The organism is Flagellimonas sp. S3867 (assembly GCF_014698935.1).
GTDB lineage: Bacteria > Bacteroidota > Bacteroidia > Flavobacteriales > Flavobacteriaceae > Flagellimonas.
The window spans coordinates 242211-256415 of sequence record NZ_JACVMN010000001.1 but is presented as its reverse complement, the minus strand read 5'-3'; the positions used below and the strand labels follow the sequence as shown (position 1 = coordinate 256415).

Here is a 14205-nt window from a genome sequence, read left to right as displayed (position 1 = left end):
AGCTAGTTTGTGTGCTCAATATTCTTGTAGGCGTCAATGACTTTTTTGACCAGTTTATGTCGAATCACATCCTTGTCATCCAAATAAATAATGCTGATGCCTTGGACATTCTTCAAAATTAAAAGGGCTTCTTTTAAACCTGAGATTACCCTTCGGGGTAAATCAATTTGCCCTGGGTCTCCCGTTAATAGAAATTTGGCATTCTTGCCCATACGGGTCAAGAACATTTTCATTTGGGCATGGGTGGTATTTTGGGCTTCGTCTAAAATAACAAAGGCATTATCAAGCGTTCTACCACGCATAAATGCCATTGGTGCAATCTGAATAGTGCCGTCCTCAATGTATTTCTCCAACTTTTCAGGCGCAATCATATCACGAAGTGCATCGTAAAGGGGTTGCATATAAGGATCTAACTTTTCTTTTAAATCGCCAGGGAGAAATCCCAAATTTTCTCCTGCTTCCACCGCGGGGCGGGTCAGAATAATACGTCTAACTTGTTTTTCCTTCAAAGCTTTTACAGCCAACGCTACACCGGTATAAGTTTTTCCTGTTCCCGCAGGACCGATGGCGAAAACCATGTCGTCTTTTTTACATGCGTCCACCAACCTTCTCTGGTTTGCGGTCTGGGCCTTTATCAATCTACCACTAACGCCATGCACCAAAACCTCACCACTACTTTTGGATGAGCTGTAGTCTTCCTGACCATTGCTTGTAAGCACGCGCTCTATTGAGTTTTCATCCAACTTGTTGTATTTGGCAAAATGGGCGGTAAGCATGTCAAAACGCCTATCGAACTCCTCCAACAATGCTTCATCTCCGTATACTTTAATTTTGCTGCCCCTAGCAACAATTTTAAGCTTGGGAAAGTACTTTTTTAATAGCTCAATATTCTCATTCCTCTGCCCAAAGAAATCCTGTGGGCTTATCTCCGTGAGTTCAATAATTAGTTCGTTCAATAAAACTGGGGTATTTAAAGGTTATTTTTGAAGAAATTTTATTCTTTCTTTTTACTTAATTTTACCCCACAAACTTAACCAAAAATCGATTTGAACAGGGAAAAACATATCAACAGTATTGCATGGCAATAATAACCTTAACTACTGATTTTGGCCATAAAGACCACTTTGTTGGTGCAATAAAAGGGACCATTCTGAATAACTTGCCCGATGTTACCATTGTTGATATTTCGCATGAGATAAACCCGTTCAACATTCAAGAATGTGCATATATCCTTAAAAATGCTTACCGTTCTTTTCCAACAGGTACTGTTCATATTGTAGGGGTTGACTCTGAACAATCTCCTGAAAACCAGCATATTGCCGTTCAGGTAGATGGACATTATTTCATTAGCGCGAATAGTGGGGTTATTTCGCTGATTACCTCCGAAATACATCCAGAAAAGGTTGTGGAAATAAGCATTCCCGACTTCAGCCCAAGTTCATTCCCAGTTATGAACGTATTTGTGCAGGTAGCCTGCCACATTGCAAGGGGTGGTACATTGGAGGTCATTGGGAAATCTTTCGATAATTTAAAGGAACTGAGAGAGTTTGAGCCTCGTATATCCAATAATGGGAAAACCATTACGGGTAATGTGGTCTACGTTGATAATTATGGTAATGTAATCACCAATATTCAAAAAAGTCTTTTTGAGGCCTACCGTAATGGCCGTGATTTTGAGGTAATAGCACGAACCAATAAGATAAAAGCTATTCATAATAGTTATAACGGAATCATCAATTTTGATTTGGACAAGGCACAACGTAAAGGACCAGGGGATGCTTTGGCACTATTTAATTCCGCCGGGTATATTGAACTTGCCATTTACAAAAGTGACCTGAACACCGTTGGCGGAGCTTCCACCCTACTCGGATTGAATTACAGGGACACCGTGACCATAAATTTTTTATAAATGCTGATACGTATCGTTAAACTCACTTTTAAACCCGAAAATATTCCTAGTTTTGAACAAATCTTTGAAACAACAAAATCAAAGATTACGGATTTTGAAGGGTGCAGCATGGTAGAATTGTACCAAGACCTTAAAAATCCATGCGTCTTTTTCACATATAGTTTTTGGGATAACGAATCGGATTTGGAAAATTACAGGACATCGGATTTTTTTAAAGGAGTTTGGGGCAAAACCAAACTATTGTTCGCGGAAAAACCGGAAGCTTGGAGTGTTGCAAAATTACAATCTTCAACCCCTATTTAATGTTCGCAATTTTTAAACGAGAGGTACGGTCTTTTTTTACATCGCCCATCGGTTATTTGATCGTTGGGTTGTTTTTACTGCTCAATGGGCTGTTTTTATGGGTATTTAAGGGTGATTACAACATTTTTGATTATGGTTTTGCCGATTTGGGCAATCTGTTTTTATTAGCACCATGGATATTTATCTTTCTGGTACCGGCCATTACCATGAAAAGCTTTTCTGAAGAGCGCAAGGTGGGTACGTTGGAATTGCTGCTGATAAAGCCAATATCCATTTGGAAATTGGTTTTGGGCAAGTTTTGGGGTGCTTTTGTACTTTGTGCTATAGCTGTGCTGCCTACCATTATCTATGTATTTGCAATTTCTAGCTTGGGGATCGTGGAAGGAAATTTTGATTCTGGAGTTGTTCTGGGTTCCTATTTTGGGCTTTTCTTCTTGATCGCAGCTTATACCTCGATGGGGATTTTTGCATCTACCATTTCCGATAACCAAATAATTTCTTTTATCATCGGCATTCTTATATGTTTTTTGATGTTCAACGGTTTTGAAGCCGTTTCATCCTTGTTTTCCAATGGAGAAGTTCAACAGTTTGTGCAAAGTATGGGAGCAAAAGCACATTTTAATAGCATTGCCAGGGGAATTGTGGATACCAGAGACCTAATATTTTTCACTTCTGTTTCCTTGTTCTTTTTATATCTGACTTTTCAACGCCTAAAACAATTACCTCGCTAATGGGAAAGTTTTTGATTTCGATTGTAAAAGTCCTAGTTATAGTAATTACTTTGAATATTGCTGGTAACTTTTTCTACAGCAGATTTGATTTAACAGAGGATAAACGATTTACATTGTCACAACCATCCGTTGAGGCTGCCAAAAAATTTGACTCCCCAGTAATTGTGGACATTCTTTTGGATGGAAATATTCCACCCGAATTTGCAAAGTTAAAAGTTGAAACCATTCAGTTGCTTGAATCCTTCACCACTAAAAATAAGAACATACAGTACAATTTAGTAAATCCGTTGGAGGATGAGACCCAAACCCAGCAGACTATTGCCAACTTGCAAAGCATTGGCCTAAAACCAGCGAACGTAACCATAGAGGAAAATGGAAAAGTTTCGCAGGAACTGGTTTTTCCATGGGCAATGGTCAATTACAATAATCAAACAGTCAAAGTGTCTTTGCTCAAAAATAAATTGGGTTCTTCCATGGAAGACCGTATCAACAATTCCGTTCAGCAGTTGGAATATGGTTTTGCAGATGCATTCACCAAGCTGAGCATTAAGGAGAAAAAACGCGTTGCGGTAATCAAGGGAAATGGGGAGCTGGACGATATTTTTATGGCCGATTATCTTACTTCCATCCGAGATTACTATAATATAGGAGCCATTACCCTGGATTCTGTTCCTGGAAATCCCCAAAAAGTATTGGACCAGCTTAAAGAATTTGACCTTGCCCTTATTGCCAAACCCACTGAAGCTTTTACAGATGAGGAAAAATATGTCCTGGATCAATACGTCGTCAACGGTGGAAGGTCCATCTGGCTAGTGGATCAAGTAACCATGGAGGTAGACAGTATATTCAACGGTGGTGGAAACGCCCTCGCAATACCAAGGGATTTGAATTTAAAGGATTTCTTTTTCAACTATGGGCTTCGAATAAACCCTCTTCTGGTAAACGATTTATACTTCACTCAGATTGTTTTGGCTTCTGGCGAGGGAAATGATTCGCAATACAATCCGGTTCCTTGGTATTACAACCCTATGGTGTTTTCCAGAAATAACCATCCCATAAACACAAATATTGAAGCTGTGCGCTATCAGTTCACAAGTCCAATGGACATTCTAGAAAACGACTATAGCAAGACCATATTACTACAGAGTTCTCCGCTATCAAAAACGGAAGGAACTCCCAAGCAGATTGGGCTGGATATTTTAAACAATCCGCCGGATAAGGAATCTTACACCAATGGCAATCAACCTTTAGCCGTTTTAATCGAGGGGGATTTTAGCTCCATGTATCAAAACCGTATAAAACCATTAAAACTTAAAAATACTCTGGAAGAAGGTCCAGAAAATAAGATGATAATAATCTCGGACGGGGATATTGTCAAAAATCAATTGAGTAACGGGAGACCGTTAGAGCTGGGGTATGATAAATGGACCAACAGTTCCTATGGAAACAAAGAATTTTTGGTGAATTGCATCAATTACCTTCTAGATGACACTGGACTTATAAACATTAGAAACAAAAGGGTTTCCATTCCACTGTTGGATGCAGAAAAAATTGCTGTGCAAAAAAGTAAATGGCAGCTAATAAATATCGGGCTTCCCGTGTTTTTGACTTTGGTTGCAGGTATTATTTTTGGCTATTATCGGAAACGAAAATATGCGCTATAGATGTTAATAAGTTTGTTTCTTTGCTAAAGGGTTTTAAAATATATTTGTTTTTATCGATTTAACTGCCCAATCTTAACCTTAAGGGCACCAATGCTAAAAGAATTTCTTTAATGAAGTTTATCGTATCAAGTACATATTTATTAAAACAACTGCAGGTTTTAGGAGGTGTTATCAATAATAGCAACACCTTGCCAATTCTTGATAATTTCTTATTTGATCTAAAACAGAATACGTTGACAGTGTCAGCTTCTGATCTGGAGACCACAATGAGTTCTGTTTTGGAAGTTGATTCCGATGCCGAAGGTACCATTGCCGTCCCGGCGAGGTTGTTGTTAGATACCTTAAAAACCTTTCCAGAACAGCCGTTGACTTTTATTGTGGAGGATAACAATACTGTTGAAATAAGTTCTAATCACGGTAAATATGCATTGGCCTATGCTGATGGGGCCGAATTTCCAAAAGCTGTTGAAGTTTCAAATCCGAGCTCCACTACCCTTTTGGGAGATGTTTTGGCAATGGCCATTAACAAGACCATTTTTGCCGCGGGCAATGATGATTTAAGACCTGTAATGAGTGGTGTCTTTTTTCAGTTTTCTCCTGAGAATCTCACTTTTGTGGCGACGGATGCGCATAAATTGGTAAAATACCAACGAAACGATGTTTCTGCATCTCAAGTTGCGGAATTTATCATGCCCAAAAAACCGTTGAATCTCCTCAAAGGTATTTTATCGGGATCAGAACAAGAGGTCACCATCGAGTACAATGACAGCAACGCCAAGTTTATTTTTGAAAATTCTGAATTAATTTGCAGGCTTATCGATGGTAAATACCCCAACTACGAAGCGGTTATTCCAAAAGAGAATCCGAATAAATTGTCCATCTCAAGAAACCAATTTTTGAGTTCGGTCCGTAGGGTTTCTATATTCTCCAATAAAACCACGCATCAAATCCGCCTGAAAATAGCAGGGGCTGAACTCAATATTTCTGCCGAAGATGTTGATTACAGCAACAAGGCTGAAGAAAGGTTGTCATGTTCGTACCAAGGTGATGATATGCAAATTGGGTTTAATTCCAGATTTTTGGTTGAAATGCTTAACAATTTAACATCTGATGATGTATCTCTGGAAATGAGTTTGCCCAATCGTGCAGGAATCTTAACTCCAGTAGATGGACTGGATGAAGGCGAACTGGTCACCATGCTGGTTATGCCGGTTATGCTGAATGCATAACTTATTGTAAGTAAGCCACTTCCTACATTTTTAATAAACGTATTGTTAGAATTCGAAATCTAGCTGGATTTACCTGTTTTTCACCGACTTTATCAACAGTTTACCGTGGTTTTTTAAGGCTCAGAGACATTCTCATTAGATTTGATCAACTCCCCATTAAACGTTAACTAAATTATCGAAAAACATGAAAAAATTACTTTTCGCCATTTTGGCTGTAACAACAGTTGGTTTCTATTCTTGTGAAACTGAACCATCAGGAAGTAGCTTGGAGGATACCAAGATTAGCGCAGGAATCACAACTGAAGATGGTTGCTTAGAAGAATCTTTGGCTCCCATTCCAGAAATTACTGATGCTTGTATCTTAGGGCAGGGGGCTACTTCGTCAACTGGAGCCTATTGGGACATTGAAATTCTTGATGGAACTTGGGCTGGTGTTTATCCAGGATGGTGTATTGATGAGGATTTAGGTTTTGATACTTCTTGTTTTCAAGCTGATGTAATTTCTAGCTACGAAGATTTAAGTGGTCTACCATTTGAAGTGGCAGATAATTTTGATTCCATGAACTGGCTCTTGAATCAAGAAATAATAGGTACAACATCCGGAGATGGAACTCCCTACACCTATGGTGATTTCCAAGCAGCAATATGGATTATGGTAGAAGGTGAGCCTTGCATAAATTGCACTGGTCTTGGTGATTGGGATGCTGACAGGGCCCAAGAGATTGTTGACAGAGCTTTGAACGAAGGAGATGGTTTTGTTCCGGCATCCGGAGACTTCACTGGCATAGTATTGAATCCTGAAAATAATCAACAAAGTTTATTGATTCCTTATAAATTGGAATGTAAGCCAGCCTTAGCTTCTTGCGAAACAGCTTTTGCAAGAGAAACAAACGGGGATAATTGTTTTATTGACAATGGATTTAAACGATGGGGCTGGACAATAGGGCCCATTTCTGATGGCCATAATGAATCCTATGAAATATATGCTGGTGCAGGAAAGTGCGATATCTCAAAAGGCACTTTTGTAGGTACCGTTGATGTGTCCTATATTGGCGGTGAAGTTGAAGTGGCATATAACTTTTTGGATGGTGTGGTAGTTAATGAAACACACACTTATGCCGGAAACACCATGTTCCCTACTAACAAAAAAGGGAAGACCACTGTTGCGCCAGGTCAATATAGTATTCAGGAAGATTTAGGCGATGAAATATATGTTATTGCGCATGCAGTTGTTTGCGAAGAAGAAGATTAGTATAAAGGTTATATTCAAAATAAATTATTAATCATATCTGAAGCCAAGGCATAGCAAGCCTTGGCTTTTATTTTGTCCTATATAAACCGAATAGTTAAAAACAATGATGGTGATTCTCCATTTGAAGCCTTAACAGCATTTACGATAGGTAAAACAAAACCCAAAATTCCTACTCCGATAAGTCCTAGAATTCCCAATCCAAACAGTAAAATTGCGGGAACACTTATTATCAGATACAATAGTAAGCTTAATTGAAAATTGACTATCGCTTTACCGTGCTCATCCATACTCTCAACATTTTTTCTAGATGTTAACCAGATGGTCAGGGGAACAATGAAACCGCCAAACCCGGTTACATAGTGTAATAACTGGGTAAGGTGTGCAATAGACAACAGTGTATTATCCTTTCGCAAAACGTTTTGATTTTGATTAATGACTTCCATTTTTGATTGATTTAATGATTCAATATATACGTATACCCTTTTTGTAAAACGTTACAAATCAGTACTAAAACCTAATTTATTAACACTCCATCTATGATTTTGACACCTCACCGGTACTTTAAAATTTAACTTGCTGATAATCAATTTATTAATAAATAAAAAATAATTCTAATTATATCTAAAAACTAATTTTTTGTAAGAAAAATAAGATTTTAATAGTCGAAATAAAACCCTTTGACGCATCTCATCCAGAGATATGGCCTGTTCACCCAATTCTACTGGAAATCCGCCGAAATAGCTAGAATTTTGTTAAAACCATTAAATACGCAAAATCAACCGATTATGAAAAAAATTTACTATTTAGCCCTGGCACTTACAATATCTTTTGCCAGCTGCGAAAAAGAAGATGTCTCTGAAATTGAAGATTCTTCATTAGAAGCAGTTAATCATTCTTATAGGTATAAGAAAAAGAGAAAATGCACAAGCAATTGCCGGTTGGACGTCCTTGAAAACCTTCCTAGTACTGCAAACGCTTGTATAACAGGACAGGGTTCTACCTCTGCAACAGGTGCATATTGGGATATTGAAATTAGCGATACCTCATTGGCAGGAACGTACCCAGGATGGTGTATTGATGAGGATTTAGGTTTTGATAACTCTTGTTTTGAAATAGTTTCCATTCTTTCTAGTTATTCAGATTTATCTGGATATCCCTTTGAGGTTACCGAGAATTTTGATTCCATGAATTGGTTGCTTAATTCTGATTTGTTGGAATCCATTTTAGATGGTAGCAGTAGCTCCTATACGTTTGGAGATTTTCAAGCGGCCATTTGGATTTTGGTAGAAGGAGAGTCTTGTAACAGCTGTAATGGATTGGGCGATTGGGATCAGGACAGAGCTATGGAGTTAGTAGATTTAGCTTTATCTGAAGGAGAAGGATATGAGCCTGAATCTGGTGAAAACATTGGTGTCATTTTGGTTCCAGAAAACGATCAGCAAAGTTTGATTGTACCTTATAAGTATGAATGTAAAGAGGAATGCAAAAGAAAATGTTATCGTAGATGTAAAGGTAGATGGTACAAACATCACGGAAAGTACAAAAAATGTGGTCACTACTATAAAAAACGCAAATGGAAATGGTGGAGTAGATGGTAAACATATAATTCATATAATTAAAAGGAGGGTAAAACCCTCCTTTTTTTATGCAGACATGTCCCAAATTAGAATGGAATGTTATTAAGTGCTGTATAATATGGGTGGGAGAAAGGTAATTTGTAATTTTGCACATCATGGATCATTCAATCATTGCATTGGCAACTCCCTCTGGAATAGGTGCAATTGCCGTTATTCGAATCTCTGGATCTGAGTCAATAAAAATTGTTGATGCTCAATTTAGATCTATCCGTAACAAGAAATTGGCAACCCAAAAAAGCCATACGGTACACTTGGGTCATATAGTTGAGAATGGCAGAGATTTGGATAAGGTGCTAATTTCTATTTTTAGAACCCCCAATTCATATACAGGCGAAAATGTGGTGGAAATCGCTTGCCATGGTTCTCCGTATGTACAACAGCAGATTATCCAGCTTTTTTTAAGTAAAGGGTGTACAATGGCGACTGCCGGAGAATTTACCCTGCGCGCATTTTTAAATGGAAAGATGGATTTAAGTCAAGCAGAAGCAGTTGCCGACCTAATCGCAAGCGATAGTAAAGCTTCCCATGAAATTGCCATGCAACAAATGCGAGGTGGTTTTAGCAATGAGATTCAACTTCTCAGGGCTGAACTCTTGGATTTTGCATCACTAATTGAATTGGAACTTGATTTTTCTGGAGAAGACGTGGAGTTTGCTAATCGGGAGCAGTTTAATCAACTTTTAAACCGAATCAGTGAGGTTCTTAAAAGGTTGATTGATTCATTTGCGTTGGGTAATGTCATTAAAAATGGAATTCCCGTAGCCATAATTGGGGAACCAAATGTGGGTAAATCCACACTTTTAAATGTCCTTTTGAATGAAGAACGGGCCATTGTTAGTGCCATAGCAGGAACAACTCGCGATACGGTTGAAGATCAAATAAGCATCAAAGGAATTAATTTTAGGTTTATAGATACCGCTGGAATCCGAGAGACTTCTGACCAAGTTGAAAAAATTGGTATTGAACGTACTTTTGACAAAGTCAAAAAAGCACGATTGATCATCTATCTTTTTGATGGGTTAAACACTGACACTTCTAAATATGAAAATATAAAAAGTCAATATCCAAAGAAAGAACTTTTGCCTATTTGCAACAAAATGGATATACTGATTGATTCTGAAATAGATTCCATTAAAAAAATACTGCCAAATACTATATTCCTTTCTGCAAAAATGAAAACTGGAATATCCCGACTAGAACAAAAGTTGCTTTCATTGGTAGATTCTGGAAAACTAAGCAGTGGTGAAACTATTGTAACAAATAGTAGGCATTATGGTTCACTTTTGAATGCTTTAGAAGAAATTCAGAAGGTGAAAGAAGGATTGGATATAGGTTTATCAAGCGATTTAATAGCCATTGATATTCGGCAGTCGTTGCATCACCTTGGAGAAATTACGGGAAGCGTCACTACTGATGACTTGCTAGGCAACATTTTTTCCAACTTCTGTATCGGTAAATAATCGATTGGGATTTGGGCATGGCTTATCAAATTTGGCTATAAGGTTACTTACTCGAATACCTTATCTTTATCATCCAAATTTTAATCATGTTCAGTTTTTTCCTAAGAAAAAATTTTTTGGCAGATTACCTTCATGGGTTGGTGGATATCCATAACCATATTCTTCCAGGTATTGATGATGGTGCCAAAACCGTAGAGGAATCAATTGGGTTGATAAATGGATTTAGAAATCTTGGGATCACAAATTTTATTTGTACCCCACACATCATGCACAATTATTACCAAAACACTCCAGAAACAATAAAAAGTTCTTATCTCAAACTACAGGTAGAGCTAAAAAGACGCAACTTGGATAACGTTCATGTTGATTTTGCAGCGGAGCATATGATCGATGAGAATTTTGAAACTATTTTGGAGGATAAAAACGTAGTACCGATTCAGAGCCGGTATTTGCTGGTTGAAATGTCGTATTTACAACCATCGATTAATTTTGATGCCGCTATTACCAAAGTATTTAGCCATAATTATTTTCCAATATTGGCCCACCCAGAACGGTATGCATATTTTCACCAAAGGAAGCAAGTCTATTCATCACTCAAAGCGCAAGGTGTTTTGTTTCAGGTAAATCTGCTGTCGTTTGCTTCAGAAGTTTACGGAAAAGAGGTCCAAAAATGTGCTCAAAATCTATTGGGAAATGGATTGGTAGATTTTATTGCCTCTGATGTTCATAACATCCGACAGCTTTCTTTGATAAAGGATGTAAAAATATCCAATTCTATGCTACAAAGGATTTTACCAATAATTGAAAAAACAATTCACACATTTTATTGATTAAGAAAAGTTCCACCATTTTTTAACGGTTTTGCCATAACCATATCCATATTTGCCACCGTAGCCCAAATTTGAGGCTTTTACATTGTTAACAACAAATGATAAACCTTTTAACTTACCTTCCTCGTAGAGTTTAGCTGGAAAATCGAGAACTTTTTTCTCGGTAACTCCTGCTTTGGTAACATACAAAATCTGATCTGCATGTTTACTAATAAGCAATGTATCCGTAACCACCATCAAAGGCGCAGTATCCACTATAACATAATCATACAACTCCGAGACTGTACTAAATAATTCTTGAACTCTATTGTTCATAAGCAGTTCCGCCGGGTTAGGTGGAATCTTTCCCGAATACACCACATCTATGGTACCCGAATCTACATTTAACTTATTAGCAATATCCATGAATTGAAAATTCGAGTTGCTCAAATATTCTGTCAGCCCAACTTTAGCAGATCTTTTGGAAATGCTGGTTGCCCCAGCGTTCTTGTCATTGGGGAAAAAAGTGTAAATCTTGGGATTTCTAATATCAGCTCCTATCAGGAGAACCTTTTTTCCGGTATTCGCAAAAATCAATGAAAGATTTGAAGACAAAAAGGTCTTTCCTTCTCCTGGAACGCTAGAGGTGACAAAAATGACTTTGCCCCCATTGTTCTTTTTCTTTGACTGAAAAATATAATCAACATTAGTTCTTAATATACGAAGAGATTCAGCAAGTACAGATCTATCTTCACCCTTTACCAGTTTTTCTTCTTTTCTACCAATCTTGGGAATTTCAGCTAACACAGGTATATCCCCAACGATTTTTTCTAAATCAATCTTATTATGAATTTTACTATCAATTAGTTGATTAAGGTAAATTATGGAAAACGGAGTTATAACCCCTAGCAATAAAGCAGCTATATATATAATTTTAGGTTTTGGTGAAACCGGTAAATTGGAGCCATATGCATAATCTACCACCTTGGATTTAGGAGCGGCAGAGGCAAATGTTATTTGTGACTCCTCTCTCTTTTGCAGTAAATATAAATATAAAGATTCCGTTGTTTGTTGTCTACGCGAAATGTCTCTCAATGCTCTTTCATTACCTGGAGCAGCATATATTCTGGAATTTATTTGCGAGAGCTGTTTATTTAAGCTATTGACTTGAAGATTTAGGTTGTTTGATACATTGTTCAAACTAGATTGCATACCTCTTTTAAGGCTTTCTAATTGCTGATCTAATTTAACTATAACTGGATTTTTCACATTTGAACTTTCCAAAAGTCTATTCCTTTGCGCCACGAGACCATTATAGCGCTGCGCAGCCCCAGAAATACCCTGATCCGCAAGACCAACCTCTGGAATAACATCATAATCATCTTGGCCATTTATCAATTCTTTCATAGAATTGGCAATGCTCAGTTGGATATTTGCATTTTGTAGCTCATGCTCGCTCGCAGCACTTTGTTGAAAATTAACGCTGGATTGGGAACCTAAATCAGCAATTCCTCTGCTCGCTTTAAATGTTTCAGCTGTTTCATCAACCGAGGACAAACTAGAGTATATCTCATTTATTCTATCATTGATGAATCTGAAAGTTTTGTCCGCGATGGCCTTTTTATCGGCTACGGCATTTGAGTTATTAATTTCAACCAAATGGTTAATTACCTCGATGGCCCTTCTTTGTACACCATCCGTCAACGAAATATTGATTATGTTGGACATCAACTTATCAGCAGAACTAATTCTGGTTCTAGATCGATAATTAAGGGCTACTTTAGGTATGGGGTTTATTACAATTTTTAAACGTTGATTTAAAAAATCATCGAGTTGATCAACATTGGGAACCAAAATTATGTTCCCAATTTTGGTTTTAATATTAGATCCAAAAGTATAGCTTTTCGGTATTTGGTCCTCCTGGCTTGTATACAAAAATGAAGTGGCAGAATTTAAGTCAATATAGAATTCGTGCTGAGATTTGTTAACAATAGAGTCTTCGGCCATAAAGTTAATGATGAACGGGAAGCTCTCTTGCCCATATAACTCACTGTCCATGACATTTCCTTCAACAAAATACCTAACATTGAGTTTTAACTTTCGTACAATTTCAATAAAATTGCTTCGGGCTTTAAGAATTTCAACTTCATCCTCTACTTTTGCCTTCCCTCCAGAAAAAATATCCAAATCTTGCAAAACACTCAGTTCTGACGATGCCCCCTTATCTTCAATGATTTGTATTTTGGCTGTGGCATCGTATTGAGGAACAGTATATCTAAGATGTAAATATGCTAAGCCAATAGTGATAACAACACTGAACAAAAACCATCTCCAATGCTTTACATAATCCGTTATAAGGCTTTTTAAATCTAATTTAGATTCGCTCATACTTGGGGTGAATAGGGTAAATTATTTAACTTCTCTAATTTAATTTCTGGTCAGTAGAATCACCGTGGATGTAACAATTATTGAAACTATTGAGATAGCAATTGAAGCTCTTTGATCAAGACTTGATTCTGTTTTTCCAGATTTGTTCGGCTCCACATATACAACATCGTTTTGAGTTAGATAATATACTGGGGATTTAAGGGCATTTTTCTCATTCAAATTGATTCTATTGTAAACCTTGGTGCCATCAAAATCTCTTATTACCATTACATTATCTCTTCTTCCCTTAATATTTATATCACCGGCCAATCCCAACGCTTCCATTATTGTAATCTGTTCACCATTAACAGGATAGGTGCCAGGCCTGTTCACAGCTCCTAAAATAGTTACGGTAAAATTTCTAATTCTAATATTAATGATAGGATTTTTAAGATAATCCGTCAACTTATCACGTAAAAGTGCTCTAGTTTCGCTCGGTGAAAGACCGACAATCTTTACCTTTCCAATTACAGGAAAATCAATTTCACCATTTTTATCCACAAGATAATTAACTTGCTGCGCTCTAATGCCACCTTCTTCAGCTCCACGAAATAGATTAAAAGGTGCACTTGCCTCCGGATCTAATGTTGATATATGAATGCTTACCAAATCATCCACCTTAAACTTGGTATTAAACGCTCCTTCTTCCACCAGAGTCTCAAATTGACTTGCATCCTGAAAATAAACAACATCTTGCCTTGGTGCACAAGATGTGAAAAAACAAATCAACGTAAGTATACCTACAATTTTAATTCTCGCAATCATATAAGGTCAGTGTTATTTG

13 protein-coding genes are annotated in these 14205 nt (G+C 37.3%); 9 read left to right on the top strand and 4 right to left on the bottom strand.

Annotated elements, in window-relative coordinates; translation table 11 throughout:
• Positions 1–2 precede the first annotated feature (2 nt).
• A complete protein-coding gene (locus IAG46_RS01135; protein WP_190808484.1) occupies positions 3–956 on the bottom strand; it encodes a PhoH family protein in 954 nt (317 codons plus the stop codon).
• Between the two features lie 122 nt (positions 957–1078).
• Between IAG46_RS01135 and IAG46_RS01130 the strand changes: the two genes are divergently transcribed.
• From IAG46_RS01130 to IAG46_RS01105, 6 genes are all read left to right on the top strand, one after another.
• On the top strand, positions 1079–1909 hold the full coding sequence (locus tag IAG46_RS01130; protein WP_190808483.1) for an S-adenosyl-l-methionine hydroxide adenosyltransferase family protein: 831 nt from the start codon (positions 1079–1081) through the stop codon (positions 1907–1909).
• Positions 1910–2212, top strand: a complete 303-nt coding sequence (locus IAG46_RS01125; RefSeq protein ID WP_190808482.1) for a putative quinol monooxygenase — start codon at positions 1910–1912, stop codon at positions 2210–2212.
• Positions 2212–2943: a gliding motility-associated ABC transporter permease subunit GldF gene (gldF, locus tag IAG46_RS01120; RefSeq protein ID WP_190808481.1), complete on the top strand. Its 732-nt coding sequence runs from the start codon at positions 2212–2214 to the stop codon at positions 2941–2943. Before IAG46_RS01125 ends, gldF begins: the two co-directional genes overlap by 1 nt.
• Entirely contained in the window at positions 2943–4607 is a 1665-nt protein-coding gene (gene gldG, locus IAG46_RS01115; RefSeq protein ID WP_190808480.1) for a gliding motility-associated ABC transporter substrate-binding protein GldG, read from the top strand. Before gldF ends, gldG begins: the two co-directional genes overlap by 1 nt.
• A 110-nt stretch (positions 4608–4717) precedes the next feature.
• Complete coding sequence (gene dnaN / locus IAG46_RS01110) at positions 4718–5836, top strand: DNA polymerase III subunit beta (protein ID WP_190808479.1); 1119 nt, start codon at positions 4718–4720, stop codon at positions 5834–5836.
• A gap of 184 nt (positions 5837–6020) precedes the next feature.
• A complete protein-coding gene (locus tag IAG46_RS01105) occupies positions 6021–7088 on the top strand; it encodes a hypothetical protein (RefSeq protein WP_190808478.1) in 1068 nt (355 codons plus the stop codon).
• A gap of 77 nt (positions 7089–7165) precedes the next feature.
• On the opposite strand, the gene IAG46_RS01100 is transcribed toward IAG46_RS01105, so the two are convergent.
• On the bottom strand, positions 7166–7531 hold the full coding sequence (locus tag IAG46_RS01100; protein ID WP_190808477.1) for a DUF4870 domain-containing protein: 366 nt from the start codon (positions 7529–7531) through the stop codon (positions 7166–7168).
• 342 nt (positions 7532–7873) lie between these two features.
• Here IAG46_RS01100 and IAG46_RS01095 point away from each other — a divergent pair, with 342 nt between their 5' ends.
• The 3 genes from IAG46_RS01095 (at position 7874) to IAG46_RS01085 (ending at position 11015) form a co-directional block, all read left to right on the top strand.
• Entirely contained in the window at positions 7874–8686 is an 813-nt protein-coding gene (locus IAG46_RS01095; RefSeq protein ID WP_190808476.1) for a hypothetical protein, read from the top strand.
• A gap of 134 nt (positions 8687–8820) precedes the next feature.
• Complete coding sequence (mnmE, locus tag IAG46_RS01090) at positions 8821–10185, top strand: tRNA uridine-5-carboxymethylaminomethyl(34) synthesis GTPase MnmE (RefSeq protein WP_190808475.1); 1365 nt, start codon at positions 8821–8823, stop codon at positions 10183–10185.
• An 86-nt stretch (positions 10186–10271) separates the two neighbouring features.
• On the top strand, positions 10272–11015 hold the full coding sequence (locus IAG46_RS01085) for a tyrosine-protein phosphatase (RefSeq protein ID WP_190808474.1): 744 nt from the start codon (positions 10272–10274) through the stop codon (positions 11013–11015).
• On the opposite strand, the gene IAG46_RS01080 is transcribed toward IAG46_RS01085, so the two are convergent.
• Together IAG46_RS01080 and IAG46_RS01075 are read right to left on the bottom strand one after the other, a co-directional pair.
• Positions 11016–13382: a tyrosine-protein kinase family protein gene (locus IAG46_RS01080; protein ID WP_190808473.1), complete on the bottom strand. Its 2367-nt coding sequence runs from the start codon at positions 13380–13382 to the stop codon at positions 11016–11018.
• A 39-nt stretch (positions 13383–13421) separates the two neighbouring features.
• The gene (locus IAG46_RS01075; protein WP_190808472.1) at positions 13422–14186 is read right to left on the bottom strand and encodes a polysaccharide biosynthesis/export family protein; all 765 of its coding nucleotides are present in this window, start codon (positions 14184–14186) and stop codon (positions 13422–13424) included.
• Positions 14187–14205: the final 19 nt, after the last annotated feature.

Excerpts from the sequence above, each read along its gene's own strand:
- IAG46_RS01125 (WP_190808482.1), top strand. The coding sequence starts at position 1,910 with ATGCTGATACGTATCGTTAAACTCACTTTTAAACCCGAAAATATTCCT.
- IAG46_RS01100 (WP_190808477.1), bottom strand. The coding sequence starts at position 7,531 with ATGGAAGTCATTAATCAAAATCAAAACGTTTTGCGAAAGGATAATACA.
- dnaN (WP_190808479.1), top strand. The coding sequence starts at position 4,718 with ATGAAGTTTATCGTATCAAGTACATATTTATTAAAACAACTGCAGGTT.
- gldG (WP_190808480.1), top strand. The coding sequence starts at position 2,943 with ATGGGAAAGTTTTTGATTTCGATTGTAAAAGTCCTAGTTATAGTAATT.
- IAG46_RS01080 (WP_190808473.1), bottom strand. The coding sequence starts at position 13,382 with ATGAGCGAATCTAAATTAGATTTAAAAAGCCTTATAACGGATTATGTA.
- gldF (WP_190808481.1), top strand. The coding sequence starts at position 2,212 with ATGTTCGCAATTTTTAAACGAGAGGTACGGTCTTTTTTTACATCGCCC.
- IAG46_RS01075 (WP_190808472.1), bottom strand. The coding sequence starts at position 14,186 with ATGATTGCGAGAATTAAAATTGTAGGTATACTTACGTTGATTTGTTTT.
- IAG46_RS01095 (WP_190808476.1), top strand. The coding sequence starts at position 7,874 with ATGAAAAAAATTTACTATTTAGCCCTGGCACTTACAATATCTTTTGCC.
- IAG46_RS01130 (WP_190808483.1), top strand. The coding sequence starts at position 1,079 with ATGGCAATAATAACCTTAACTACTGATTTTGGCCATAAAGACCACTTT.
- IAG46_RS01105 (WP_190808478.1), top strand. The coding sequence starts at position 6,021 with ATGAAAAAATTACTTTTCGCCATTTTGGCTGTAACAACAGTTGGTTTC.
- mnmE (WP_190808475.1), top strand. The coding sequence starts at position 8,821 with ATGGATCATTCAATCATTGCATTGGCAACTCCCTCTGGAATAGGTGCA.
- IAG46_RS01085 (WP_190808474.1), top strand. The coding sequence starts at position 10,272 with ATGTTCAGTTTTTTCCTAAGAAAAAATTTTTTGGCAGATTACCTTCAT.